The organism is Streptomyces griseoviridis (assembly GCF_005222485.1).
Lineage (GTDB): Bacteria > Actinomycetota > Actinomycetes > Streptomycetales > Streptomycetaceae > Streptomyces > Streptomyces hintoniae.
This window is the reverse complement of record NZ_CP029078.1, coordinates 7,661,331-7,685,760: the sequence shown is the minus strand read 5'-3', so window position 1 is coordinate 7,685,760 and position 24,430 is coordinate 7,661,331. Positions and strand designations below refer to the sequence as shown.

The following is a 24,430-nucleotide window of genomic DNA, read 5'->3' as shown; positions in this document are numbered from 1 at the left end:
CGGGACCCGCCGGCACGGACTGGTCCGTGGCCGCTTGCGCGCTCTCGGCCCGCCCGGCGGGTTCCGCTACCGTCCACGGGGTGGAGAGCGAACCGAACGACGATGTGATCGTGATAGGCGGCGGGGTGGTGGGCCTGACGACGGCCGTCGTCCTCGCGGAGCGCGGGCTGCGGGTGCGGGTGTGGACCAGGGACGCCGTCGAGCGGACCACCTCGGCGGTCGCCGGGGCGCTGTGGTGGCCCTACCGGATCGAGCCGGAGGCCAAGGTCGGCGCGTGGTCGCTGCGCTCGCTCGCCGTGTACGAGGAGTTGGCGCGGCGGCCGGCCGAGACGGGCGTACGGCTGGTCGAGGGGGTCAAGGGGCAGGCGCGGCTCGACGAGTTGGGGCCGTGGGCGGCGCGGGTGCCGGGGCTGCGGGCCTCCACGGCCGAGGAGTTCGCGGGTGAGGGGCTGTGGGCGCGGCTGCCGCTGATCGACATGGCGACTCATCTGCCGTGGCTGCGCGCGCGGTTGGCGCGGGCGGGCGGGGTGGTCGAGGAGCGGACGGTGGCGGCGCTGGCGGAGGCCGAGGCGCCCGTGGTGGTCAACTGCACCGGCCTCGGGGCGCGTGAGCTGGTGCCGGACGCCTCGGTGCGGCCGGTGCGCGGGCAGTTGGTGATCGTGGAGAACCCGGGGATCACCACCTGGCTCGCGGCGGTCGCCCCGGACGGCGAGATGGCCTACCTCTTCCCGCACCCGGACCGCCTGGTCCTGGGCGGCACCGCCGAGGAGGACGCCTGGTCGACGGAGCCGGACCCGGCGGTGGCCGAGGCGATCGTGCGGCGGTGCGCGGCGCTGCGGCCCGAGGTCGCCGGGGCGCGGGTGCTGGCGCACCGGGTGGGTCTTCGGCCGGTCAGGGACGCGGTCAGGCTGGAGCGGGAGGTGCTGCCGCGCGGGCGGTCGCTGGTGCACAACTACGGGCACGGGGGCGCGGGCGTGACGGTGGCCTGGGGGTGCGCGGAGGAGGCGGCCGGGCTGGTGTTCCCGGCCGCCTGATCCGTCAGTCCCTAGGGGACGCGGTGGACGGTGGCCGGGGCGCGGACCCCGTCAAACCCGCCGTCCGCGACCGCGGCGGGCGGTGTCCCCGTGGTCGCCCGCGCGAAGGCCGCGGCGCCTCCGACGAGGGGGACGTCGGCGGAGGTGCGGGCCAGGTCCACGGTGAGGGTGGGGGTGTCGGCCGGCGGGTCGATGAGGTCCTTGTCGGTGCCCGCGACGATCAACGCGAGCCGGTGTCCGGCCGGGACGACATGGTCGGTGGCGGCGAGGTCGACGGTGATCGTGTACGCCTTGCCCGGGGTGAGCGGGGCGCCCTTGCCGGGGTCGGCCCAGGTGCCGAGGTCGGCCCAGCCCCGGCTGAACACGGTCTGCCCGACGTCGGTGGTCCTGGCCCGGGTGGTGCGGTAGCAGGCGCTGTCGCCCGGGGTGCTCTCGCCCGCGCAGGTGCGGTCGGTGAGGGTGGTGATGCCCTCGCCGCCGTCGGCGTAGTCGCGGATGGTGGCGGGGCCGAGGTCGACGAGGACCGCGGAGAGGTGGGCGGTCGGGGTGCTGGGGGTCGCGGTGACGATGACCTTCGAGGAGCCCGCGAGGCGCAGGTCGCGGGTGAGGGGCGCGGTGACGAAACCGGCCTTGGCGGGGGTCGGGGTGTCGATCGCGGCGGCCCAGTCGGTCTCGCCGAGCGCGGGGTCGTCGGTGAACGTCTCGGTCCCGTGGCCGCGGGCGCCGCCGAGGGTGCCGACGCCCGGCAGGGTGCCCTGGGCGGGGCGCAGGGTGGTGGCCCGGGTGTCGCGCGGGGGCCAGGTGGTGGAGGTGACCCACTGGTCGGGGTGGCGTTCGATGTCGGCCATGGGTTCGCGGTCGACGCCGTTGTCGTAGCCGAGGAGTTCGTGGTCGAACCAGCGGTGCAGGGTGTCGACCCAGGCGTCGCGGCGGAAGTCGAAGGGGTCGACGTGGCCGGTCTGGGAGAGCCAGATCTTGCGCTGGACGCCGTTCTTCGCGAGGGCGTCCCACCACTGGCCGAGGTGCTTGGTGCGGACGTTGAGGTCCTGGAGGCCGTGGGTCAGGAAGACGCTGGCCTTGACCTTGGCGGCGTCCTTGACGTAGTCGCGCTCGGTCCACAGCGGTGTCCAGTCGCCGGTGCGGGGCGCTCCGTCGACCAACTGGCGCTGCACGGCGGCGCACTTGGCGCGGGCGGCGGGGCTCTCGACGTATCCGGAGAGCCAGTCGGGGCCCGAGCCGTAGAGGGGGGCGCCCTGGGCGAAGTAGTAGTCGTACCAGGAGGAGATGGCGCTGATCGGCACGATCGTCCGCAGGCCCTTGACGCCGGTGGCGGCGACGCCGTTGGCGATGGTGCCGTCCCAGCTCTTGCCGATCATGCCGGTTCTGCCGTTGCTCCAGTCCGCGGTGGCGGTGGTGGTGCCGGTCCTGGTCGTGTACGCGCGGGCCCGGCCGTTCAGCCAGTCGATCACGGCCTTCGCGGACTGGATGTCGGAGCGCCCGCCGACGTCGACGCAGCCGTCGGAGCGGTTGGTGCCGGCCAGGTCGACGCCGACGAAGGCGTAGCCGCGCGGCACGAAGTAGTTGTCGTAGAAGAGGGGCATCTGGACGACGGCGCCGTCCGCGTCGTAGGTCTTCAGCTGGCTCTCGTTGCCGCGTCCGCAGCAGGAGTAGTAGGGGCTGGCGTCCATGATGACGGGGATCCTGCGGCCCTGCTGGGCGGGCTCCCGCGGCCTGACGATGTCGACGGCCACCCGGTCGGCCTTGCCGTCGCCGTCGGCGTCGAGTCCGGTGTCCACCCATACGGCCTCGCGGACGGCGTTCGCGTACGAGTAGACGGGGCTGCTCTCCCGGGGCGCCGCGTGGGCCGCCGTCGGGGTGAGGACGGCCGCCAGGAAGAGGGCGACGGCCGCGGCCGCGAGCGTTCTCCAGGTCGTGAAGCGCGGGGTTGTCGGCATGCGCGGGACGGTACCCCGGTCGACTCCCGCGCAGAAGAGGGCGTTGGGGCGGCGCACGGGACGGGTGTGGCCGGATCGGGGCTCCGGGACGGGGTGGCTCATGACGGCCGAATGGCGATCGTGTGACGGCGGGGGCGATGGACAGGGCGCGGGCACAGCGACTCAATAGGCTTCGAACAGCCTTCGATCCCCCACGACTTGGAGCTTCCGTGCACCGCAGAATCCTCGCGCCGGGCGCACTCGCCGCGGCCTCCCTGATGCTGGCGATCCCGGCGTCGGCCGCGAGCTACTCCCCCGGCGCCCCGGGCATCGGCGACCCCTACTACCCGGCGTACGGCAACGGCGGCTACGACGTGTCCCACTACGATCTGCGCCTCAAGTACCAGCCGGCGACGGACGAGTTGGAGGGCACGGCGACGATCCTGGCGCGCACCACGCAGGATCTCTCCCGGTTCGACCTGGACTTCCTGCTGGACGTGAGCGAGGTCCGGGTCAACGGGGTGCGGGCGGAGTTCGCGACCTCGGGCCGGCACGAGCTGGAGATCACGCCGAGGACGCCGCTGGCGAAGGGCACGGCGGTCACGGTGGTGGTCCGCTACAGCGGGGTGCCGTCGACGAAGAGCGCGTACGGCTTCTCCACCTGGCACCGCACCCCGGACGGCGCGGTCGCCGCCGACGAGCCCGAGGCGGCCTGGTGGTGGTACCCGAGCAACGACCACCCGCTGGACAAGGCCACCTACGACGTGTCGGTGGCGGTGCCGAACGGCACCCAGGCGATCTCCAACGGCACGCTCCAGTCGACGAGTTCGCAGGCGGGCTGGACGCGCTACAACTGGCGTCAGAACCGGCCGCAGGCGACGTACCTGACCACGCTCGCGGTGGGGAAGTTCGACGTCACGACGAGCACCTCCGAGGGCGGCGTCCCGGTCGTCAACGCGTACAGCGTCGACCTCGGGGACAACGACGGGGCGGCGCGGGCGAGCGTGGAGCGGACCGGGGAGCTGGTCGACTGGCTGAGCGGCTGGTTCGGCCCGTACCCGTTCGCGTCGGCGGGCGGGTACGTCCCGAACACCACCACCGGGTACGCGCTGGAGACGCAGACCCGCGTCTACTACAGCCCGCGCCAGTTCGCGAACGGCTCCAACGCGTCGGTGGTCGTGCACGAGCTGGCGCACCAGTGGTACGGGGACTCGGTGTCGCTGAAGGGCTGGAAGGACATCTGGATCAACGAGGGCTTCGCGCGGTACGCGCAGTGGCTGTGGTCCGAGCACGAGGGCGAGGGCACCACGCGGGAGCTGGCCGCCTACGTGTACGCGTCGCATCCGGCGGACGATCCGTTCTGGACGGTCGCGCCGGGTGACCCCGGTCCTGACGACCAGTTCGACATCGCCGTCTACGACCGGGGCGCGCTGGCCGTGCAGGCGCTGCGGGAGGCGGTCGGGGACGACGCGTTCTTCGCGATCCTGAAGGGCTGGCCGCAGGAGCACGCGTACGGCAACGCGTCGGTGGCCGACTTCAGGGCGTACGCGGAGCGGATCTCGGGCAAGCCGCTGGACACGCTGTTCGACACCTGGCTGTTCCAGCCCGGCAAGCCCGCCTCCACAGGCGCCACCGGAGGCCGCGCGACGCTCGGCGCGACGGCGGGCCCGGTGCGCCAGCCGAAGTCGTGGAAGACGATCGAGGCGACGAACTCGGTACACGCGGCCGAGCACGGGCACTGACGCGGGCCGGGGGCGGCGGGGCGTGTCCGCTCCGCCGCCTCCGTGGTCGTGGACGGGGGCGGAAGTCTCCGACATGACGCCACCGTAGGCGCTGCCACTGACAGTGGCTTCCGCCTGCTACTTCGGCGGGTTCGGTGGTGTGGGCGCGGTGTTCTCCGTGACCCTGCGGCGGACGCCGAACCAGCCCGCGAGGAGCATGAGGGCGATCACCGGGACCAGCAGCAGGGTCTTGCGGCCGACCTCGGGGTCGTTCCCCATCAGGCCGAGGACGGCCACCAGGAAGGCGATCGTGGCGATCTCGGTGACCGGGCTGCCGCGGAGGCGGAAGGCCGGGCGGGTGACCAGGCCCTCCCTGGCCCTGCGGACGAAGACCAGGTGGCAGACCATGATGATCACCCAGGTGCTGATGATGCCGAGGGAGGCGACATTCAGCACGATCTCGAACGCCTGGCTCGGCACGAGATAGTTGAGGCCGACGCCGAGGACGCAGACCGCGCAGGTCAGCAGGATGCCGCCGTAGGGCACCTGGCTGCGGTTCATGCGGGCGGTGAACTTCGGGGCCGAGCCCGCCGTGGCCATGGAGCGCAGGATGCGGCCGGTGGAGTACAGGCCCGAGTTCAGGGAGGACATCGCGGCCGTCAGGACGACCAGGTTCATGACGTCGCCCGCCGCCGGGACGCCGATCTTCGACAGGACGGTGACGAACGGGCTCTGGCCCGCCGAGTAGGCGGACCCCGGCAGCAGCAGGGCCAGCAGGACGACGGAGCCGACGTAGAAGAGGGCGACCCGCCACATGATCGAGTTCACCGCGCGCGGTACGACCTTCTCGGGCTCGGCGGTCTCGCCCGCCGCGACGCCGACGAGTTCGAGCGCGGCGTACGCGAAGATCACGCCCTGCATCACGAGGACCACCGGCATCACACCGTGCGGGAGGAAGCCGCCGTTGTCGGTGATCACGCCGATGCCCGGGGTGTGGCCGCCGACCTCGTGCCGGGTGGCGAGCAGGAAGATGCCGATCAGCATGAAGCCGACGAGGGTGGCGACCTTGACGATCGCGAACCAGAACTCCATCTCGCCGAAGATCTTCACGGAGATCAGGTTCACGGCGAGGACCACCGCGAGGGCGATCAGCGCGAGCGTCCACTGGGGGATGCTCGTGAACATGCTCCAGTAGTGCGTGTAGAGCGCGATGGCGGTGATGTCGGCGATGCCGGTCGTCGACCAGTTCAGGAAGTACATCCAGCCGGCGACGTAGGCGCCCTTCTCGCCCAGGAACTCGCGCGCGTACGACACGAAGGACCCGGAGGACGGGCGGTACAGGACCAGCTCGCCCAGCGCGCGCACCACGAAGAAGGCGAAGACGCCGCAGACCAGGTAGGCGACGGCCAGCGCGGGGCCGGCCGTGTGCAGTCTGCCTCCGGCGCCCAGGAAGAGGCCGGTGCCGATCGCGCCGCCGATGGCGATCATGTTGACGTGCCGGGCCTTGAGGCCCTTGCTGTATCCGGCGTCCCCCGCGTCCACGGGTGCCTGGGCCGCGCCGGTCGGGGTCGCGGTCTGTGCCGTCTGCACGGCGTCCTTGCTCACGCGTGTTCCACTCTCTGGTGCGCCCGAGCGGCTGCGCGCTCGGGTCTGCCGGACGTTCGCGGCCCGCACGCTCGGTGACGGCACAGACCAAGGCGCCACCTTCCCCTGACCGCGACCGCTCACGCGGTGTCCCACCTCACAGAGCGGAACATCTCACACGATCAGCACAAGTCCACCCTGGGTTTCACACCATTGGTGAGACAGCGATACTGCTGCACATGACGAGCGACGCCCAGGAGCCGACCCTGACGGTCGACGAACTGGCCGCGCGGGCCGGCGTCACGGTCCGCACGGTCCGCTTCTACAGCACCAGGGGGCTGCTCCCGCCGCCGGTGATCGGCCCGCGCCGGGTGGGGCGCTACGGGCCCGCGCACCTGTCCCGGCTCGCGCTGATCGAGGAGCTCCAGCACCAGGGCATGACCCTCGCGGCGATCGAACGCTATCTGGAGCGGCTGCCCGCCGACCTGAGCGCGCACGACCTCGCGATCCACCGGGCGGTGGTGGCGTCCTGGACACCGGAGGCCACCGAGACCGTGGACCGGGCGGAGCTGGAGCGGCGGGCCGGACGGCCGCTGGACGACGGGGCCGTGGAGCGGCTCGCGGCGATGGACGTCGTCACGCGGGAGGGTGAGGCGTTCCGGCTCGACACCGGGCTGCTGCCGCTCGGGGTCAGGCTGCTCGACGTCCCGCTGGCCGAGGAGACGGTCCTCGCCGCCCGCGAGGTGCTCCGCGACCACTCCAGGGCGGCCGCGCGCGAACTCACGCGGCTGCTGTGGGACGCGGTGTCGGACCGGGAGCCGCAGGACGTGCGGTCGCTGACGGCGCAGATGCAGCCGCTGGTGGTGCAGGCCCTGCTGACGACGTTCCAGCGGTCCCTGCGGGAGGAGCTGCGGGAGTGGCCGAGGGACGGCGGGACGCGGCCGTCGCCGGGGACACCCGAGTCCGGGTGACGGACGCGAACGCGCGGGACGGCGGCCTGGCACCGCCCTTCCGGCGCCGGGCCCGCCCGGCACACCACCCTTCCGGCACCCGGCCCGTCCGGCACCACCTTTCCGGCACCGGGCCCGTCCGTCGTCGGGGCCCGGTGACCGGTCGCGGGCGGGGCGCGCCGTCAGGGGCGCGCCGTCAGGGGTTCGTCGGGGGCGGGGCGGCCCGGTCAGGCGTCCGTGAAGGTCTCGCCGTTCTCCGCCTTCGCCACCAGCAGCGGCGGCGGGGTGAAGCGCTCGCCGTAGCGGTCGGCGAGTTCGCGGGCGCGGGCCACGAAGCCGGGCAGGCCGCCCTGGTAGCCGTTGATGTACTGGAGGACGCCGCCGGTCCAGCCGGGGAAGCCGATGCCGAAGATCGAGCCGATGTTGGCGTCGGCGACGGAGGTGAGGACGCCCTCCTCGATGAGCCTGACGGTGTCGAGGGCCTCCGCGAACAGCATGCGCTCCTGCATGTCGCGGAAGGGGATGCGGTACCCGGGCCGGGTGAAGTGCTCGCGCAGGCCGGGCCAGAGCCCGGTCCGCCTGCCGTCGTCGTCGTACGTGTAGAAGCCCGCTCCCCCGCTGCGGCCGGGGCGGCCGAACTCGTCGACCATGCGGTCGACGACGGCCTCGGCGGGGTGGACGGCCCAGGTGCCGCCGGCCTCCTCGACGGCCCGCCGGGACTCGGCCCGGATCTTGCGCGGGAGGGTGAGGGTCAGCTCGTCCATCAGGGAGAGCACCTTGGCCGGGTAGCCGGCCTGGGCCGCGGCCTGTTCGACCGACGCGGGCTCGATGCCCTCGCCGACCATGGCGACGCCCTCGTCGATGAAGTGGCCGATCACCCGGGAGGTGAAGAAGCCGCGCGAGTCGTTGACGACGATCGGCGTCTTCCTGATCTGCCGCACCAGGTCGAAGGCGCGGGCGAGCGCCTCGTCGCCGGTGCGCTCGCCCTTGATGATCTCGACGAGCGGCATCTTGTCGACGGGCGAGAAGAAGTGCAGGCCGATGAAGTCGTCCTGGCGTTCGACGCCTTCGGCGAGGGCAGTGATGGGGAGGGTGGAGGTGTTGGAGCACAGCAGCGCGTCGGGGGCGACGAGGTGCTGGATCTCCTGGAACACCTTGTGCTTGAGCGCGGTGTCCTCGAAGACGGCCTCGATGACCGCGTCGCAGCCCGCGAGGTCGGCCGGGTCGGCGGTGGGCGTGATCCGGGCGAGCAGCGCGTCCGCCTTCTCCCGGGTGGTGCGGCCCCGGGAGACGGCCTTGGCGCACAGCTTCTCGGAGTAGCCCTTGCCCCGCTGCGCGGCCTCGGCCGTGACGTCCTTGAGGACGACGTCGATGCCCGCGCGGGCGCACGCGTAGGCGATGCCCGCGCCCATCATCCCGGCGCCGAGCACGGCGGCCCTGCGGACCGGGCGTGAGGGGATGCCCTGGGGGCGGTTGGCGCCGGAGTTGACGGCCTGGAGGTCGAAGAAGAACGCCTGGATCATGTTCTTCGAGGTCTGGCCCGCGGCCAGTTCGACGAAGTAGCGGGCCTCGATGAGCTGCGCGGTCTCGAAGTCGACCTGGGCGCCCTCGACGGCGGCGGCCAGGATGCCGCGCGGCGCCGGGTAGGGGGCGCCCGCGGTCTGCTTGCGCAGGTTCGCCGGGAAGGCGGGCAGGTTGGCGGCGAACTTCGGGTGGGCGGGGGTGCCGCCCGGGATGCGGTAGCCGGGCGTGTCCCAGGGCTGGCGCGACTCGGGGTGGGCGTCGATGAACGCCCGCGCCTTGGCGAGGAGTTCGTCGGGGGTGGCGGCCACCTCGTGGATCAGGCCGTTGTCGAGGGCGCGCGGCGCGTTGTACTGGGTGCCCTGGAGGAGGACCTTCAGGAGCGCGTCGGCGATGCCGAGCAGCCGTACCGTGCGGACGACACCGCCGCCTCCCGGCAGCAGGCCGAGGGTGACCTCGGGGCAGCCGATCTTGGTGCCGGGGGTGTCCAGGGCGACCCGGTGGTGGCAGGCGAGGGCGATCTCGTAACCGCCGCCGAGGGCCGCGCCGTTGATGGCGGCGACGACCGGCACGCCGAGGGTCTCGATGCGGCGCAGGTCGCGCTTGATGGCGAGTCCGCCGTCGTACAGCTCCTGGGCGGTCTCGGGGGTGACGCGGATGAGGTCGCGCAGGTCGCCGCCGGCGAAGAAGGTCTTCTTGGCCGAGGTGAGGACGACGCCCCTGAGCGAGTCCCGCTCGGCCTCCAGGCGGTCGGTGACGGCCGCGAGGGAGGCCCGGAAGGCCGCGTTCATGGTGTTGGCGGACTGGTCGGGGTCGTCGAGGACGAGGGTGACGACGCCGGTGTCGTCCCGCTCCCAGCGGATGGTGGTGGGCTCAGTGCTCATGGTGAGGCGCTCCGTGTGGTCCGTCGGGAGGGGGTCAGATGCGTTCGACGATGGTCGCGATGCCCATGCCGCCGCCGACGCAGAGCGTGGCGAGGCCGTACCGCTTGTCCTGGCGCTCCAGTTCGTCGACGAGGGTGCCGAGGATCATGGCTCCGGTGGCGCCGAGCGGGTGGCCGAGGGCGATCGCGCCGCCGTTGACGTTGACCTTGTCCAGGGAGAGGCCCATGTCCTTCACGAAGCGCAGCACGACGGCCGCGAACGCCTCGTTGATCTCGACGAGGTCGATGTCGTCGATGGTCAGTCCGGCCTTCGCGAGCGCCTTGCGGGTGGCGGGCGCGGGGCCGGTGAGCATGATGGTGGGCTCGGATCCCGAGACGGCGGCGGCGACGATCCGCGCGCGCGGGACGAGGCCGCCGCGCTCGCCCGCCTCGCGGTTGCCGATCGCGACGAGCGCGGCGCCGTCGACGATGCCGGAGGAGTTGCCCGCGTGGTGGACGTGGTCGATCTTCTCGATCCAGTGGTACTTCTGCAGCGCGACGGCGTCGAAGCCGCCGAGGTCGCCGATGTCCGCGAAGGACGGCTTGAGCCGGGCGAGGGAGTCGGCGGTGGTGCCGGGGCGCAGGTGCTCGTCGCGGTCGAGGACGACCAGCCCGGCGCGGTCCTTGACGGGGACGACGGAGCGGGCGAAGCGGCCTTCCTTCCAGGCGGTGGCGGCCCGCTCCTGGGACAGTTCCGCGTAGGCGTCGACGTCCCGGCGGGAGAAGCCCTCGACGGTGGCGATCAGGTCGGCGCCGATGCCCTGCGGCACGAAGTCAACGGCCAGGTTGGTCATCGGGTCGTTGAACCAGGCGCCGCCGTCCGAGGCCATCGGGACCCGGGACATGGACTCGACGCCGCCCGCGAGCACCAGGTCCTCGAAGCCCGAACGCACCTTGGCCGCGGCCATGTTCACCGCTTCGAGGCCCGAGGCACAGAAGCGGTTCTCCTGCACGCCCGCGACCGTGTCGGGCAGTCCGGCGGCGAGGGCGGCGATCCGGGCGATGTCGGAGCCCTGGTCACCGACCGGTCCGACGACGCCGAGGACGATGTCGTCGATGGTGGCCGGGTCGAGGTCCCGGTGCCGGTCGCGGAGTTCGTGGATGAGTCCGACGACCAGGTCGATGGGCTTGGTGCCGTGCAGGGCGCCGTTCGCCTTGCCGCGTCCGCGCGGGGTGCGGATCGCGTCGTACACGTACGCTTCGGTGCTCACTGGTAAGCCTTTCGGACGAGGGTCAGCCGAGCAGGGAACGGCCGATGATCTCCTTCATGATCTCGGTGGTCCCGCCGTAGATGGTCTGGATGCGGCCGTCGGTGAAGGCGCGGGCGACGGGGTACTCGGCCATGTAGCCGTAGCCGCCGTGCAGTTGCAGGCACCGGTCGGCGACCCGCTTCTGCAGCTCGGTCGCCCACCACTTGGCCATGGAGGCGTGGACGGCGTCGAGGGTGCCGTCCGCGTGGTCCTCGATGCAGCGGTCGAGGAACGCGCGCGTGACGGCGCACTCGGTGGCCATCTCGGCGATCTCGAACCGTATGTGCTGGTGTTTCGCGAGCGGCCTGCCGAACGCCTCGCGCTCCTTGACGTACCCGGTGGTGATCTCCAGGAGGTGTTCGGCGGCGGCGATCCCGGCGACGGCGATGCCCATGCGCTCCTGGGCGAGGTTGGTCATCAGGTGCAGGAAGGCGCCGTCGCGTTCGCCGAGGAGGTTCTCCTTGGGCACGCGTACGTCGGTGAAGAACAGTTCGGCCGTGTCCTGCGCCTTCTGGCCGATCTTGTCGAGGTTGCGGCCCCGTTCGAAGCCGTCCGCGCCGCGTTCGACGACGAGCAGCGACAGCCCGTGCGCGCCGCCCTCCGGTGTCGTCCGCGCGACCACGATCACCAGGTCGGCGAGGATGCCGTTGGAGATGAACGTCTTGGCGCCGTTGAGCAGCCAGTGGTCGCCGCGGTCCTCGGCGCGGGTGCGGATGCCCTGGAGGTCCGATCCGGCGCCCGGTTCGGTCATGGCGATGGCGGTGATGAGCGTGCCGTCGCAGAAGCCGGGCAGCCACCGCCGCTTCTGCTCCTCGGTGGCCAGGCCGGTCAGGTACGGGCCGATGATGTCGTTGTGCAGCCCCAGGGCGAGCCCTGGCGCCCCCGCGCGCGTGAACTCCTCGGCGAGGACGGCGCTGTAGCGGAAGTCGGGGACGCCGCCGCCGCCGTACTCCTCGGGGACGGCGAGTCCGAGCAGGCCCTGCCGGCCGGCCGCGCGCCAGGCCTCGCGTGAGGTGATGCCGTCCTTCTCCCACTGTTCGTAGTGAGGCAGCACCTCCTTGGCGAGGAAGCTGCGCACGGTGGCCCGGAACGCCTCGTGCTCGTGGGTGAAGACGCGCCGTTTCATTCCTGGCCCTCCGTCAGCTCGGGTACGTCCCAGTCGCGCGCGACGTCCGCGGTGCCCGCGCCGGGCAGGGCGGGGCCGGTGCGGACGGCGGTCGGGGTGGCGGAGAAGCGGGGCGCGGGGGCGGGCTGGAGGAGTCCGCCGTGGTCGGTGAAGGTGCCGCGGGCTGCGAGGTGGGGGTGGTGCGGGGCCTCGCGCAGCGACAGGACGGGCGCCACGCACGCGTCGGTGCCGTCGAAGAGGGCCGTCCACTCGTCCCGGGTGCGGGTGCGGAAGCGGGCGGCGACCGCCTCCCGCAGGGCGTCCCAGCGGGTCGGGTCGGTGCGGGCGCCGGCGTGCTCGGGGAGGCCGAGGAGGGTGACGAACTCGTCGTAGAAGCGGGGTTCCAGGGCGCCGACCGCCATGTGCGCGCCGTCGGCGGTCTCGTAGGTGCCGTAGTAGGGGCAGCCGCCGTCCAGGAGGTTGGCGCCGCGCCTGTCCTGCCAGGCGCCGGCCGCGGCCATGCCGTGGATCATCGACGCGAGGTGCGCGGTGCCGTCCACGACGGCGGCGTCCACGACCTGCCCGGTGCCGCTCACGCGCGCGTGGTGGAGCGCGGCCAGAACACCGACGACGAGGTAGAGGGAGCCGCCCGCGTAGTCGCCGAGGAGGTTGGCGGGGGCGGGCGGTGGTTCGCCGGGGCGGCCGATCAGTCCGAGGGCGCCGGTGACGGCGATGTAGGCGATGTCGTGGCCCGCGCGCGGGGCGAGCGGGCCGTCCTGGCCCCAGCCGGTCATCCGGCCGTAGACCAGCCGCGGGTTGCGGGCGTGGCACGCCTCGGGGCCGACGCCGAGCCGCTCGGCGACCCCGGGCCGGTAGCCCTCGACGAGGATGTCGGCGCGGGCGGCGAGAGCGAGCACCCGGGCGGGTCCGTCCGGTGCCTTGAGGTCGACGACGACGGAGCGTTTGTTGCGGTTCGTCACGTCGTGGCCGGGGTCGATCCCGAGGCCGGGTCCGCCCGGTCTGTCCACCCGGACGACGTCGGCGCCCAGGTCGGCCAGGAGCATGGCGGCGAACGGGCCGGGCCCGATGCCGGCCAGCTCGATCACGCGCACGCCGGTGAGCGGGCCCTGCCCCGGCGTCGTTGCCGTCGTCATGCTGCCCCCTGCCCTGTGACACAACTGATGTAACACCAGTGATGCTAAGAATCCGCTCCCGTGAACACAAGAGCCGAACGAGCAAGCGCTTAGTCCATTCTCGCTCGATCTCACCCAGCCTCGACCCGATCCCGCTCGGTCTCGACCCGATCCCACCCGGGCGGCTCGACACGTCCGTGACCGACCCCCGGGCCCGACGCCGAACCCCACCCTCCTCACGCTAGCCTCGGCCACCGACAACGGCGCGTGCCGCGGACCGAGGGGTGTCATGAGCAGGCTGAACACAATCGATCGTCCGTACGACCTCGTACTCTTCGGGGCCACCGGCTTCGTCGGCACGCTCACCGCGGAGTACCTGGCCGCGCACGCGCCCGACGGGCTGCGGTGGGCCCTCGCCGGGCGCGACGAGCTGCGACTGCACGCGCTGCGCGAGCGGCTGCCGGGCGGGACGCGTCCCGGGGTGCTGCGGGCCGACGGGGCGAGCACCGCGTCGATGCGGGAACTCGCCGGGCACGCGCGCGTGGTGGCCACCACGGTGGGCCCCTATGTGCGCCACGGCGAGGAGCTGGTCGCCGCCTGCGCCGACCTCGGCACCGACTACCTCGACCTCTGCGGCGAGCCCGAGTTCGTGGACCTGGCGTACGTCCGGCACGACGCACGCGCGCGGGAGACCGGCGCCCGGCTGGTGCACGCCGCCGGCTTCGACTCGGTGCCGCACGACCTGGGCGCGTACTTCACGGTGCGGCAGCTGCCGGAGGGGGTGCCGCTGACGGTCGACGGGTTCGTCTCGGCGGACGCGTCCTTCTCGGGCGGCACCCTCGCGTCCGCGCTCTCCCAGTTCGCGCGCGTAGGGGCGATGCGGGCCGCCGAGCGGGACCGCCGTCGGCACGAACCGCGGCTGGTGGGCCGCCGGGCGACGGCGCCCGCGGGCGCACCCCGGTTCGCCCCCGAGGTCGGCGCCTGGGCGCTGCCGCTGCCGACCATCGACCCGCAGATCGTGCGCAGGTCGGCGCGGACCCTGGAGCGGTACGGGCCCGACTTCCGCTACCGCCACTACGCGGCCGTACGGCACCTGCCGGTCGCGGCGGGCGGGGTCGCGGCGCTCGGCGGGGTCGTCGCGGCGGCCCAACTGCCGCCCGCCAGGCGCTGGCTGAGCGACCGGCTCAGGCCCGGCGCGGGACCGAGCGCCGAGAAGCGCGCCCGCAGCTGGTTCTCGGTCCGCTTCGTGGGCGAGGGCGGCGGCAGGCGGGTGTACACGGAGGTCTCCGGCGGCGACCCGGGCTACGGCGAGACGGCCAAGATGTTCGCCGAGGGCGCCCTGTCCCTGGCCTTCGACGACCTCCCTGAGACGGCGGGCCAGGTCACCACGGCGGTCGCGATGGGCGACGCGCTGACCGAACGGCTGTGCGCGGCGGGCATCACGTTCCGGGTGGCGGCGGTCCGCTGAGTCAGAGGGTCCAGTCGGCCATCGTGTAGATCATTCCGGCGATCCAGCCGGCGCCCGCCAGCACGGACAGGAGCAGCGCGGCCGTCACGGGGCGGGTCGGGGCGGCGAGGGACTCGGGGGCGCGGTGCGTCGTCATGTCGAACACCTTGCCGACAACGGGCGATGTACGCATCCGTACGGATACTCAGTTCGCGCGGGCCGGATTCCGGCGCCCCTGAGCCCCCTTGCGGATGAACCCGGTTGGAGACTTTTCCGGCTCCCGGCGCCATGTCCCCCAGCCCGCCGACCGAGAAGTGCCAACAAGGAGTTCAATGAAACACTTGAAGGCATGAAATTCCTTCTCGAAGTCACCCTGGACGACGACGCGTCGGCCGAGGACCGTGCGGGCGAGCTGGGCCGCGTCCTGCGCTACTGGGGCGGCAACGTCCACCACTACGCCCTCCGGGACGGCGACCGGGAGGCGGTGTACGACTCCGGGTACCGCGAGGTGGGTCAGTGGCGGGTGATCGCGTCCTGAAGGGCCCTGCGGCAGAGACCGTCGGCCCTGCGGGTGGTCTCCGGGAGGCGGTGGCGCGGGGTCAGGGCCAGCACCTGGGCGCAGGCGTCGTCGAGGTCGGTGCGGTGGCCGACGGAGACGAAGACCGGCTTGACACCGTCCTGGGTGCGCAGCGCGCGGCCGACCTCCTCGGTCCCCGCGAGGAGCGGTGACGCGCTGCCGCGCGGGGCGCCGGGATCGTCGTAGGTGAAGACGAACGGGTTCTTGGCGACGCCGATGGTGGCGAGCCCGGTGAGGACGCCGAGGTGGCTGGCGAGGCCGAAGCGGCGCGGGTGGGCGAGTCCGTAGCCGTCGCAGACCACCAGCCCCGGCGGGCACGGCAGGGCGTCGAGGGCGGCCCGTACGGCGGGGATCTCGCGGAAGGCGAGCAGGCCGGGGACGTACGGGAACGCCACCCCTCCGACGGCCGTGGCCTCGGCGACGACGTCCAGGGTGGCCGCGTCGAGGACGACGGCCGCCGCGGCGACAAGGTCCCGCTCGTCGTCGTACGCGACGTCGACGCCGGTCACCACGCCGGTGCCGGGCGGCGGGCCGCTCGCGCCCGCCCGCACGCGGGCGCGCAGCTCGTCCTGGACGGCGCGGGCCTCGTCCTCGGTGGTGGGCCAGCCGGCGGGGGTCCGTACGGTCACGGTCGTCACGTTCTCCATGGTGGCGACGAGCGTACGGTCCGCCCGCGAGGCCGCCGCGGCCGGGTCACTTCTGGCGCAGCGCGCGCTCCAGTTGGCTCTTGTTCATGTCCGAACGGCCGCGGACACCACGCTGCCTGGCCTCCTGGTAGAGCTGGTCGTAGGTAGGTCCGCCCGCGCCCCGGTGCGAGCGCAGGCCGCCGCGCCGCCCGGACGAGATGTCCGCGGTCGAGGTCCGGCTCGCGGTCCGCGACTCACCGGCCCTGGCGCGTTCCTTGTTGACCGTGCGCGCGGCGATCTCCTCGGCCCGCCCGGCGCTCTCGCCCCGTTCCCGGGCGCTCTCCTTGATGTGCTCGTACTGACGTTCCCGCTTGGGGCTCGCTCCGCGTGGCATGGGGTGACTCCTTTCGCGTTCCGTCCCGGGTACCCGGGACCCGCGGGGTTGTATCAGCGCGCCGGGCGGACCACCCGGCCCCGGTCGACCGAGTGCGGCACGCGCGCGTGGGCCGCGCCGCCGGTGGCGGGCGCTGTCCCGGCTGACGGCGGCCGGGCCGCGGGACCGTACGTCCGCCGGGCGGGGCGTCCGCCCCGCGCGTGACGCCGTCCGTCGCGTGTGCCGTGCCGTCAGTCCCGTTCGCAGACGGAGACGGCCGTCCCGGCGCCTCGCGGCGGGCGCGGCCGGCAGGTGTCCGGGCGTACCGGCGCCGGGCGGGCGGCCGGTGACGGAGGTCACTCGGATCTCGTGTGCACGCGGGGGCCGATTCCTGCGTCCTCCTCTGTGCCCGGACCCATCCGCCCGGACGGACGTCCAGTCGTCGCGAACGAGGGAGCAAGGCGTTGTCCACTGTCATCGACCAGCCCGTGGAGGCCCGCCTCGTCGCGGCCGCGCCCCGCATGCCGAGCATCCCGGCCACCCTGCACTACGACCTGAGCGACCCGTTCGCCGTCCGGATGACCTTCCCCGCGCCGGCCACCCTTGAGGGCGTCGACGTCTGCTGGACGTTCGCGCGCGAGCTGCTCGCCGCCGGGCTGCGCGGTGCCGAGGGGGACGGCGACGTCCGGGTGCGGCCCTACGGCTGGGACCGCACCGTCCTGGAGTTCCGGGCGCCCGAGGGCACCGCCGTGGTGCACGTCCGCTCGGAGGAGGTCCGCCGGTTCCTGGCGGCCACCGCCGAACTGGTGCCCACCGGGTTCGAGCACCTCCACCTCGACCTCGACCATGACTTGGCGGAACTGATGCGGGACGCCTGCTAGGACACCGTTACGGACGGGTCCGGGTCCCGGTTCAGGTCGCCGACGCCCCGATGGCCGGCCGCAGCTCGGCGAGGACGCTCCGCAGGCCGGGCACCGCCGCTCCGGCGCGCGCGGTGAGCGCCTCCCCGCGCGCGTGCTCGCCCGCGGGCAGCAACTGCCCGGCCATCGCGAGGGCGACCAGCGCGGCGTCCCGGTCGGACACCTCGGCCACCGGCACGGGCCCGGTGAGCAGCTCGGCCGCCTCCTCGCTCAGCGCCGTGACCGCGGACCGGCGCGCGAGCGTGTACGTGACCGAGGGGAAGACCCCGAGGACCCGCTTGCGCTCCGCCGAGACGAAGCCGTCGGCGGTGAGCTGCTCGCGCACCGCGTCGAGCGTCACGCGCGCGTGCGGGGTCACCCAGCTCCGCCAGCGGTGCGGACGTGACTCGCGCACCAGTTCGAGGAGACCGTCGAGGACCGCGTCCCCGGTCTCGGTGTCCAGGTCGGCGGGGGTGGCGATGCCGTCGTCGTCGACGAGCAGACCGCGCCGGGACAGCTCGACGAGGGCGCCGGCCCGCACCAGGGGGCCGTCGGTCACCTCGGACCTCCTGACGTCCCAGGCCAGCAGATAGAGCCGGGCGGGCAGCGAGAGCGAGCCGTCGGACACGGTGCCTCCTTCGCACGGAGAGGTCGGTGATCACGTTAATGCGTTGACAGCGGTCCGGCCCGTTCGTACGTTGGAGAACGCTTCTGCTGCCGTCGATCGGAGAAGGACGTTGCTCGTCTGAGGTCCTGAGCCACCGCGTCACACACCACGGGTGTGGGCGCAGCGTGCGACCTCGGCGTTCGAGCCGTCCGAAGCAGCGGAGCCTTTCCGTACCCCCTGCTCCAGGGCCTCCTCCCCAGCCGTCGGTCGCCGGTGTCTCGATACGCGTTTGCCCCTGACCGCATCAAGCAACCGCGAGGCCGGTATGTCTTCTTCCCTCACCTGTATGTCCCTGTTCTTCGCCTGGCCCGACGGGACCCCCGTCTTCGAGGGCCTCGACGTGACGTTCGGCCCCGGCCGGACCGGGCTCGTCGGCGTCAACGGGTCCGGGAAGTCCACCCTGTTGAAACTCGCCGCCGGTGAACTGGCACCGGCCGAAGGGTCCGTGCGCGTCGCGGGCGACATCGGGTACCTCCCGCAGAACGTCACTCTCGACACGCGGCTGCGCGTCGACGAGGCGCTCGGCATCGCCGCCCGGCGGGCCGCGCTGCACGCCATCGAGGCGGGCGACGCGGCCGAGGAGCACTTCGAGACCGTCGGGGACGACTGGGACGTGGAGGAGCGCGCGCTCGCCACCCTCGGCGAACTCGGGCTCGGCCACCTCACGTTGGACCGCACCGTCGGCGAGGTGTCGGGCGGTGAGTCGGTGCTGCTGCGGCTCGCCGCGCTGCTGCTGCGCCGCCCCGACGTGCTGCTCCTCGACGAGCCGACCAACAACCTCGACCTGTACGCGCGCCGCCGCCTGTACGCGGCCGTCACCGCGTGGAGCGGTGTCCTGGTCGTGGTCAGCCACGACCGCGAACTCCTCGACCTCGTCGACCAGATCGCCGATCTGCGCGCGGGGAGGGTCCACTGGTACGGCGGCAACCACTCCGCCTACGAGGAGTCGCTCGCCACCGAACAGGAGGCGGCCGAGCGGATGGTGCGGGTCGCCGAGTCCGATCTGCGCAAGCAGAAGCGCGAACTGGCCGACGCCCAGGTCAAACTGGCCCGCCGCAAGCGGTACGGGCAGAAGATGATGGACCAGAAGCGCGAGCCGAAGATCGTCATGGGGGCGCGCAAGCGCGCGGCCCAGGAGTCGGCGGGCAAACACCGCATCCTGCACCAGGAGAGGCTCGCCGAGGCCAAGGAGCGGCTCGACGACGCGGTGGAGGCGGTACGGGACGACGACGAGATCCGCGTCGACCTCCCGTACACGGCGGTGCCGCCGGGCCGGACCGTCCTGACCCTCCAGGATCTGGAACTCGCCCACGGCGCGCGCGTGGCGGGCGGACTCGAACTGCGCGGCCCGGAGCGGATCGCGCTGATCGGGCGCAACGGCGCGGGCAAGACGACGCTGCTGCGGACGATCGCCGGGGACCTCGCACCGGTCTCGGGCGAGGCGCACGCGCACGTGCCGCTGCGTTTCCTGCCGCAGCGGCTCGACGTCCTCGACGGCGCGCTCTCGGTCGCCGAGAACGTGGCCAGGTTCGCGCCGGACGCCACCGGCAACCGGATCAGGGCGCGGCTCGCCCGCTTCCTGTTCCGGGGCGCCAAGGCCGACCAGAAGGCGGACACGCTCTCCGGCGGCGAACGGTTCCGGGCGACGCTGGCGTCGCTGATGCTGGCCGAACCGGCGCCGCAGCTGCTGATGCTCGACGAGCCGACGAACAACCTCGACATGGCGAGCGTGCGGCAGCTGACGACGGCGCTGGAGTCGTACCAGGGTGCGCTGATCGTGGCCAGTCACGACGTGCCGTTCCTCGAGTCGATCGGCGTCACCCGCTGGCTGCTGCTCGACGGCGAGCTGGTGGAGACGGACCCGGAGGAGATCGGATGACGCGTCCCAGGACGGACACAGCCTGACAACGGGGCTTCTGCCGCCCGGGGAAGGCACTGCATGATGGCGGACCGGGCCCGCGCCCCGCGCCGCAGGGCCGCCCTCCCGCCGTTACGGAGACCCCCTGGTGCCCAGCAAGAAGGCTCTCGTCCGCCGCCCAGGCCCGCGCCTCGCCGACGGCCTGGTCACGCACATCGAGCGCGCGAGCGTCGACGTCGATCTGGCCGTCGAGCAGTGGGAGGCGTACGTCGGGACGCTGCGCGCGCACGGCTGGGAGACCGTCGAGGTCGATCCGGCGGACGACTGCCCCGACGCCGTGTTCGTCGAGGACACGGTGGTGATGTACAAGAACGTCGCGCTGATCGCCAGGCCGGGCGCCGGGTCGCGGCGCGGGGAGACCTCGGGTGTCGAGGAGGCGGTGGCCGGCCTCGGCTGCTCGGTCCACTGGATCTGGAAGCCGGCCACCCTGGAGGGCGGCGACGTCCTGAAGGTCGGCGACACGCTGTACGTGGGGCGCGGCGGGCGGACCAACGCGGCCGGGGTGCAGCAGCTGCGGGCCGCGTTCGAACCGCTGGGGGCGCGGGTGGTGGCGGTGCCGGTGAGCACGGTGCTGCATCTGAAGTCGGCGGTGACGGCGCTGCCCGACGGGACGGTCGTCGGGCACCCGCGCGTGGTGGACCACCCCTCGCTGTTCCCGCGCTTCCTTGCGGTGCCCGAGGAGTCCGGCGGGCATGTGGTGCTGCTGGGCGGCGGCGCGCTGCTGATGGCGGCGAGCGCACCCAAGACGGCGGAACTGCTCGCGGGCCTCGGCCATGAGCCGGTCCTCGTCGACATCAGCGAGTTCGAGAAGCTCGAAGGTTGTGTGACGTGCCTCTCGGTGCGGGTCAGGGAGCTGTACGCCTGACGGGTGACCGCGTCACTCTTTCAGTCCCAGGACCTGCGGGTCTCGGGACTTTTGACATGCCCGGGGAACCGGGCTGATCAGGGCTCTTTACACCGCTCTTAACCTACGGCAACGTAACCTACGGTTTCGTAGCCTACGATTCCGTAGGTTGCCGGCACCGCTCGCCGGTGATCCCCGTTCCCCCGCTGTTGCGCGTCCCCCTGGAGTTTCCGTGACGATAACTTCTCCCCACCTCGGCAGTCCGGCCGGCTGGACCGATGCCCGGCTTCTGTACGCCCTGGAAGAAGTGGTCGAGAAGGAACTCAACCGGCACCTCGCGGTCACCAAGGACTGGATGCCGCACGACTACGTGCCGTGGAGCGACGGCCGCAACTTCCCCAAGTTCTTCGACGACGGCGAGGCCTGGAGCAAGGAGCAGTCCCCGGTCACCGAGATCGGCAAGATCGCCCTGGTCGTCAACCTCCTCACCGAGGACAACCTGCCGAGCTACCACCACGAGATCGCCTCCCTCTTCGGGCGCGACGGCGCCTGGGGCACCTGGGTGCACCGCTGGACGGCCGAGGAGGGCCGGCACGGCATCGTCATGCGCGACTACCTGCTCGCCACGCGCGCGGTGGACCCGGACAAGCTCGAAGAGTTCCGGATGGCCCACATGAGCGAGGGCTTCGAGTCCGACAACCGGCACTCGATGCTGCACTCGGTCGCCTACGTCGCCTTCCAGGAGCTGGCCACCCGCATCTCGCACCGCAACACCGGCCACCAGTCGGGCGACCCGGTCTGCGACCGCATGCTGGCCCGGATCGCGACCGACGAGAACCTCCACATGGTCTTCTACCGCAACCTCCTGAAGGCCGCGTTCGAGCTGGCCCCCGACCTCACCATGCAGGCGGTCCGTGACGTCGTCGTGCAGTTCCGGATGCCCGGCCACGGCATGCCCGGCTTCGAGCGGGCCGCCGCGCAGATGGCGATCGGCGAGGTCTACAACCTGCGCATCCACCACGACGACGTCATCCAGCCGGTCCTGCGCTTCCTGAAGGTCCTGGAGATCGACGGCCTCGGCCCCGAGGGCGTCCAGGCGCAGGAGGAACTCGGCCTGTACATGGGCGGCCTCGACGCGGAGGCGTCCAAGTTCGACGAGAAGCTCGCGGCCCGCAAGGCCCGGATGGCGGCACGCCGCGCCTGACCCGGCCCCGTACGACGCCTGTGGGGCGTGCCGAGACATCGGCACGCCCCACAGGCGTGTGCTAGCGGGAAGTGCGCCGGATCTCCAGTCTCTCCTTCTCGGAGAGCCCGCCCCAGACGCCGAAGCGTTCGTCGTGGGCGAGGGCGTAGTCGAGGCAGGCGGGCCGCATCTCGCACATGCCGCAGATGCGCTTCGCCTCGCGTACCGAGCTGCCGGGTTCGGGGAAGAAGAATTCCGCTCCGGTCTGCGCGCAGAGGGCCTGTGCCTGCCAGGCCGGCGCGGCCGGCGTGATCGTCTCGAGCTGCATGACCTCATCGTGCCGCGCGACGCGAAACGTTCGATCAACGCCCGATCAACGCCCTCCTCCGGGGCCTCCGGCCACCCGCATGGTGCCCCGGGCACGGCATGCGCGCACGGCGGCGCGCGGTGCTCGGGCCGCGCTTGTCAGTGGGCGGTGGAAGACTCGTGAGTGCACAGGACGGGACCTTCCCGAAGGAGGGCGATCATGCTCACCACCCGTTTCGTCGACGGCGCACCGAACTGGCTCGATGTGACCTCGACCGACCTCGACGGCGCTCTTTCCTTCTACGGCGCCCTCTTCGGCTGGCGCTTCCAGTCCGCCGGACCCGACGCGGGCGGCTACGGCTTCCTCCAGCTGGACGGCAGGACGGCGGCCGGAGCCATGGGGACGACCCCGGAGCAGGGGCCGCCCGCCTGGACCGTCTATTTCCAGAGCCCGGACGCGGAGGCCACGGCCAAGGCGGCCGAGGAGGCGCACGGCCGGGTCCTCGCCCCGCCCATGGACGTGATGGGCCAGGGCCACCTGGCCGTCCTCGCCGACCAGGCGGGGGTGCCGTTCGGCATCTGGCAGCCCGGCCTGATCAAGGGGCTCGACGTGGCGAACGAACCGGGCGCGCTGTCCTGGGTCGAGCTGTACACCCCGGACATCGCGGCGGCCGCGGCGTTCTACCGCGCGGTGCTGAGTCTTGAGACGGCCGCGGTGCCGTTCCCCGGCGGCACCTACACCTGCGTCAACGCCGCGGGCGCCGGTGAGGAGGCGATGTTCGGCGGCATCGTGCCGCTGGCCGCCGATCCGGTGGAGGCCGGGTCGCACCCGTACTGGCTGCCGTACTTCGAGGTCGCCGACACGGACGTCGTCGTCGCCGACACACGGAACCTGGGCGGGACGGTCAGAGCACCCGCGACGGACCTCCCGGGCGTGGGCCGCATCGCCAAGCTGGCCGATCCGTACGGCGCCAGGTTCGCGGTGATCAGGAGCGAGCGGCCGGGCGGCTGAGCGGGGACACGGGGCTAGGAGGCTAGGAGGCTACGGGTACAGCTAGGGGCTGCACGTTCGGCTGAGGCTGCGGCTGCGGTTCCGCTTCGGCTTCGGCTTCCGCTGCGGCTTCGGCTTCGGGGGCCGGCCTGCCGAGCGGGTGCGCCTGACCGTGCCGTCGGGGTGGCCGGACGGCGGCTCGCCCGCTATGCCGACGCGCGGCGGACCAGTGTCGTCGGCAGGACCACGCCCGTGGGCGCGTCCTTGTCCGCCGCGGCCGTGGCGGTCGTGGGCGCGGCGCGTTGGTCGAGGCGGCTCAGCAGCAGCCGGGCCATCAGCCGGCCCATCTCCTCGATGTCCTGGCGGACCGTCGTCAGCGGCGGGTCGGTCTGGTCGGCGACCGGCAGCATGTCGTCGAAGCCGATCACGGCCACGTCCTCCGGCACCCGCAGCCCCCGCTCGCGCAGTACCCGCAGGGCGCCCGCCGCGCTGAGGTCGTTGGCGGCGAAGACGGCGTTCAGGTCGGGACGCCGGTCGAGCAGCTCGCGCATGGCCCGCTCGCCCCCGGCCGGGGTGAAGTCGCTCTCCTCGATCAGCCGTGGATCGACGTCGACCCGGACGTCCCGGAAGCCGTCGAGCCGGTCCGCCGCCGACGTCTGGTCCAGCGGCCCGGTGATGTGCGCGACGCGGGTGCGGCCGAGGCCGACGAGATGGCGCACGGCGGTACGGGCACCGTCGCGGTTGTCGCTGTCGACGTACATCACGCCACCGAGGTCGCTCGGACGGCCTCCGCCCTCCCGGCCGCCGATCCGGCCGGCGCCGTTCACGCCCTCGCCCTCGGCCGCGCGGACCCGGAGCCGGTCATCGCCGTCTCCGTCGCTGCCGGCGTCGTCGTCGCTCCAGTCCGGGCGGCCGCCGAACACCGTCGGTACGCCGGCCCTCCGGATCAGGCCGGGCAGCGGGTCGTCGAGGTGCAGCGAGAAGACGAGCGCGCCGTCGACGTGCCCGCCCGCGAGATAGCGGCCGACCCGGGCGTGGTCGTCGCGGCCCTCGGTGAGCAGCAGCACGAGCTGGTTGTCGTGGGCGGTCAACTCCTTGCTGATGCCCCGCAGTTGCAGGGCGAAGAAAGGGTCGGCGAAGACCCTGGTCTCCGGTTCGGCGATGACCACGGCGACGGCGTCGTGGCGCCGGGTCACCAGACTGCGGGCCGCCTGGTTGGGCACGTACCCGAGTTCCTCGACCGCGCGCCGGACGCGTTCCACGAGGGGTTCCCTGACCCCGTCCCCGCCGTTGACCACTCGGGAGGCGGTGGCCCGGGACACCCCGGCACGGGCGGCCACGGCCTCCAATGTGGGGCGCGGCGCTGCGTCGGTCACTTCGGGTCTCCTCATCGGCGGGGTGCCGATCAGGATAACTCGGGCGAGTGGGCAGGTGAGAGCGCTCTC

General features: G+C 72.8%; 22 protein-coding genes. 10 read left to right on the top strand and 12 right to left on the bottom strand.

From position 1 onward, the window contains the following. Positions 1 to 80 precede the first annotated feature (80 nt). Entirely contained in the window at positions 81 to 1,034 is a 954-nt protein-coding gene (locus DDJ31_RS33265; RefSeq protein WP_127176700.1) for an FAD-dependent oxidoreductase, read from the top strand. 11 nt (positions 1,035 to 1,045) lie between these two features. On the opposite strand, the gene DDJ31_RS33260 is transcribed toward DDJ31_RS33265, so the two are convergent. After that, positions 1,046 to 2,989, bottom strand: a complete 1,944-nt coding sequence (locus DDJ31_RS33260; protein ID WP_127176701.1) for a Xaa-Pro dipeptidyl-peptidase — start codon at positions 2,987 to 2,989, stop codon at positions 1,046 to 1,048. Between the two features lie 209 nt (positions 2,990 to 3,198). Between DDJ31_RS33260 and DDJ31_RS33255 the strand changes: the two genes are divergently transcribed. Beyond that, positions 3,199 to 4,710 (top strand): M1 family metallopeptidase, encoded by a 1,512-nt coding sequence (locus DDJ31_RS33255; protein ID WP_127176702.1) that lies wholly within the window; start codon positions 3,199 to 3,201, stop codon positions 4,708 to 4,710. 117 nt (positions 4,711 to 4,827) lie between these two features. Here the strand turns inward: DDJ31_RS33255 and DDJ31_RS33250 are convergent, their stop codons facing one another. Then, positions 4,828 to 6,294, bottom strand: a complete 1,467-nt coding sequence (locus tag DDJ31_RS33250) for an amino acid permease (protein WP_127176703.1) — start codon at positions 6,292 to 6,294, stop codon at positions 4,828 to 4,830. Positions 6,295 to 6,512: 218 nt separating this feature from the next. Between DDJ31_RS33250 and DDJ31_RS33245 the strand changes: the two genes are divergently transcribed. Then, positions 6,513 to 7,244: a MerR family transcriptional regulator gene (locus tag DDJ31_RS33245; protein ID WP_127176704.1), complete on the top strand. Its 732-nt coding sequence runs from the start codon at positions 6,513 to 6,515 to the stop codon at positions 7,242 to 7,244. 206 nt (positions 7,245 to 7,450) lie between these two features. On the opposite strand, the gene DDJ31_RS33240 is transcribed toward DDJ31_RS33245, so the two are convergent. Genes DDJ31_RS33240 through DDJ31_RS33225 form a run of 4 tightly spaced genes read right to left on the bottom strand, consistent with a single transcriptional unit; the run spans position 7,451 to position 13,175 of the window. Continuing rightward, a complete protein-coding gene (locus tag DDJ31_RS33240) occupies positions 7,451 to 9,628 on the bottom strand; it encodes a 3-hydroxyacyl-CoA dehydrogenase NAD-binding domain-containing protein (RefSeq protein ID WP_127176705.1) in 2,178 nt (725 codons plus the stop codon). Positions 9,629 to 9,662: 34 nt separating this feature from the next. Next, complete coding sequence (locus DDJ31_RS33235) at positions 9,663 to 10,877, bottom strand: acetyl-CoA C-acetyltransferase (RefSeq protein ID WP_127176706.1); 1,215 nt, start codon at positions 10,875 to 10,877, stop codon at positions 9,663 to 9,665. A gap of 22 nt (positions 10,878 to 10,899) precedes the next feature. Beyond that, positions 10,900 to 12,042 carry an acyl-CoA dehydrogenase family protein gene (locus tag DDJ31_RS33230; protein WP_127176707.1) on the bottom strand — a complete coding sequence of 381 codons (1,143 nt, stop codon included), beginning with the start codon at positions 12,040 to 12,042 and terminating at the stop codon, positions 10,900 to 10,902. After that, positions 12,039 to 13,175 (bottom strand): CaiB/BaiF CoA transferase family protein, encoded by a 1,137-nt coding sequence (locus DDJ31_RS33225; protein WP_127176708.1) that lies wholly within the window; start codon positions 13,173 to 13,175, stop codon positions 12,039 to 12,041. The genes DDJ31_RS33230 and DDJ31_RS33225 overlap by 4 nt, the downstream gene beginning before the upstream one ends. Positions 13,176 to 13,443: 268 nt before the next feature. Between DDJ31_RS33225 and DDJ31_RS33220 the strand changes: the two genes are divergently transcribed. After that, positions 13,444 to 14,622, top strand: coding sequence for a saccharopine dehydrogenase family protein (locus DDJ31_RS33220; RefSeq protein WP_127176709.1), 1,179 nt, complete (start codon positions 13,444 to 13,446; stop codon positions 14,620 to 14,622). Position 14,623: 1 nt separating this feature from the next. Here DDJ31_RS33220 and mmpA read toward each other — a convergent pair whose 3' ends face one another. After that, positions 14,624 to 14,758, bottom strand: coding sequence for a morphogenic membrane protein MmpA (gene mmpA / locus DDJ31_RS39745; RefSeq protein WP_276319298.1), 135 nt, complete (start codon positions 14,756 to 14,758; stop codon positions 14,624 to 14,626). A gap of 192 nt (positions 14,759 to 14,950) precedes the next feature. Here mmpA and DDJ31_RS33215 point away from each other — a divergent pair, with 192 nt between their 5' ends. Continuing rightward, positions 14,951 to 15,139 carry a hypothetical protein gene (locus tag DDJ31_RS33215; RefSeq protein ID WP_127176710.1) on the top strand — a complete coding sequence of 63 codons (189 nt, stop codon included), beginning with the start codon at positions 14,951 to 14,953 and terminating at the stop codon, positions 15,137 to 15,139. Here the strand turns inward: DDJ31_RS33215 and DDJ31_RS33210 are convergent. Both DDJ31_RS33210 and DDJ31_RS33205 read right to left on the bottom strand, forming a co-directional pair. Next, positions 15,115 to 15,825, bottom strand: coding sequence for an endonuclease V (locus DDJ31_RS33210; RefSeq protein ID WP_164784847.1), 711 nt, complete (start codon positions 15,823 to 15,825; stop codon positions 15,115 to 15,117). The two genes, DDJ31_RS33215 and DDJ31_RS33210, sit on opposite strands and share 25 nt — an antisense overlap. Before the next feature lie 46 nt (positions 15,826 to 15,871). Beyond that, positions 15,872 to 16,198, bottom strand: a complete 327-nt coding sequence (locus DDJ31_RS33205) for a plasmid stabilization protein (RefSeq protein WP_127176712.1) — start codon at positions 16,196 to 16,198, stop codon at positions 15,872 to 15,874. A 443-nt stretch (positions 16,199 to 16,641) separates the two neighbouring features. On the opposite strand from DDJ31_RS33205, the gene DDJ31_RS33200 reads away from it, so the two are divergent. Next, complete coding sequence (locus tag DDJ31_RS33200) at positions 16,642 to 17,058, top strand: SsgA family sporulation/cell division regulator (protein WP_127176713.1); 417 nt, start codon at positions 16,642 to 16,644, stop codon at positions 17,056 to 17,058. Positions 17,059 to 17,089: 31 nt separating this feature from the next. Here the strand turns inward: DDJ31_RS33200 and DDJ31_RS33195 are convergent, their stop codons facing one another. Further along, a complete protein-coding gene (locus DDJ31_RS33195; protein ID WP_127176714.1) occupies positions 17,090 to 17,704 on the bottom strand; it encodes a GOLPH3/VPS74 family protein in 615 nt (204 codons plus the stop codon). A gap of 304 nt (positions 17,705 to 18,008) precedes the next feature. On the opposite strand from DDJ31_RS33195, the gene DDJ31_RS33190 reads away from it, so the two are divergent. From DDJ31_RS33190 to DDJ31_RS33180, 3 genes are all read left to right on the top strand, one after another. Next, on the top strand, positions 18,009 to 19,622 hold the full coding sequence (locus tag DDJ31_RS33190; protein WP_127176715.1) for an ABC-F family ATP-binding cassette domain-containing protein: 1,614 nt from the start codon (positions 18,009 to 18,011) through the stop codon (positions 19,620 to 19,622). Positions 19,623 to 19,749: 127 nt separating this feature from the next. Next, positions 19,750 to 20,526 carry a dimethylargininase gene (gene ddaH, locus DDJ31_RS33185; RefSeq protein WP_127176716.1) on the top strand — a complete coding sequence of 259 codons (777 nt, stop codon included), beginning with the start codon at positions 19,750 to 19,752 and terminating at the stop codon, positions 20,524 to 20,526. A 211-nt stretch (positions 20,527 to 20,737) separates the two neighbouring features. Next, the gene (locus tag DDJ31_RS33180) at positions 20,738 to 21,709 is read left to right on the top strand and encodes an acyl-ACP desaturase (RefSeq protein ID WP_127176717.1); all 972 of its coding nucleotides are present in this window, start codon (positions 20,738 to 20,740) and stop codon (positions 21,707 to 21,709) included. A gap of 61 nt (positions 21,710 to 21,770) precedes the next feature. Here DDJ31_RS33180 and DDJ31_RS33175 read toward each other — a convergent pair whose 3' ends face one another. Further along, positions 21,771 to 22,016, bottom strand: coding sequence for a WhiB family transcriptional regulator (locus DDJ31_RS33175; RefSeq protein ID WP_127176718.1), 246 nt, complete (start codon positions 22,014 to 22,016; stop codon positions 21,771 to 21,773). Between the two features lie 198 nt (positions 22,017 to 22,214). On the opposite strand from DDJ31_RS33175, the gene DDJ31_RS33170 reads away from it, so the two are divergent. After that, positions 22,215 to 23,006: a VOC family protein gene (locus tag DDJ31_RS33170; RefSeq protein ID WP_127176719.1), complete on the top strand. Its 792-nt coding sequence runs from the start codon at positions 22,215 to 22,217 to the stop codon at positions 23,004 to 23,006. Between the two features lie 185 nt (positions 23,007 to 23,191). On the opposite strand, the gene DDJ31_RS33165 is transcribed toward DDJ31_RS33170, so the two are convergent. After that, positions 23,192 to 24,361: a LacI family DNA-binding transcriptional regulator gene (locus DDJ31_RS33165; protein WP_127176720.1), complete on the bottom strand. Its 1,170-nt coding sequence runs from the start codon at positions 24,359 to 24,361 to the stop codon at positions 23,192 to 23,194. Between the last annotated feature and the right edge of the window lie 69 nt (positions 24,362 to 24,430).